1 rRNA gene is annotated in these 540 nt (G+C 43.5%); it reads right to left on the reverse strand.

What is annotated here, in order from left to right:
• Window positions 1–480: 480 nt before the first annotated feature.
• A 16S ribosomal RNA gene (locus I8U27_RS20410) occupies window positions 481–540 on the reverse strand; the annotation flags it as partial.

Below are 540 nucleotides of genomic sequence, written 5' to 3' on the forward strand. Positions count from 1 at the left end.
CCAACATAAACGGGCACTCGTCTTAACCGCTAGAAAACTTGTGCGTTTGGTTGATGCGCTGCTACGCAGCAACCAAATCTACACGCCTGGAAGGAAGGTGGATCGATGAGGTAAACACCTCCTCAATATCCTTCGGTAATATCCCAGTTAATGGAAATCTAGACTGGGTTTCTTAAGTTTTGCCTTTTTTAGATAACAGGGGCTTTATAATTTCCAATTTCCCTGTTTCAATGGCTTGACATATTACCGCAGGACTTTTAAACACCTGTACACTCATTCCAATTGCCGTATCAATCAAAAACAGTCGATGCTGTGACAAAATAAGTTTCTTCCCTGATCTCTTTCAAAGCTGTTTTCCAATATAGAAAACCCCGGATCTGATAACGATCCGGGGTGACTGTATTCCCTGAAAACTAAAGAGTGAGTAACGGCACGACCTGAGAAGTTTGGTTAATGATGTATCCGCAGGATACTCCGTAGAAAGGAGGTGATCCATCCCCACCTTCCGGTAGGGATACCTTGTTACGACTTCACCCCAAT

The sequence above is a fragment of the Paenactinomyces guangxiensis genome (assembly GCF_016055185.1).
In the GTDB taxonomy this organism is placed as follows: Bacteria; Bacillota; Bacilli; order Thermoactinomycetales; family Thermoactinomycetaceae; genus Paenactinomyces; species Paenactinomyces guangxiensis.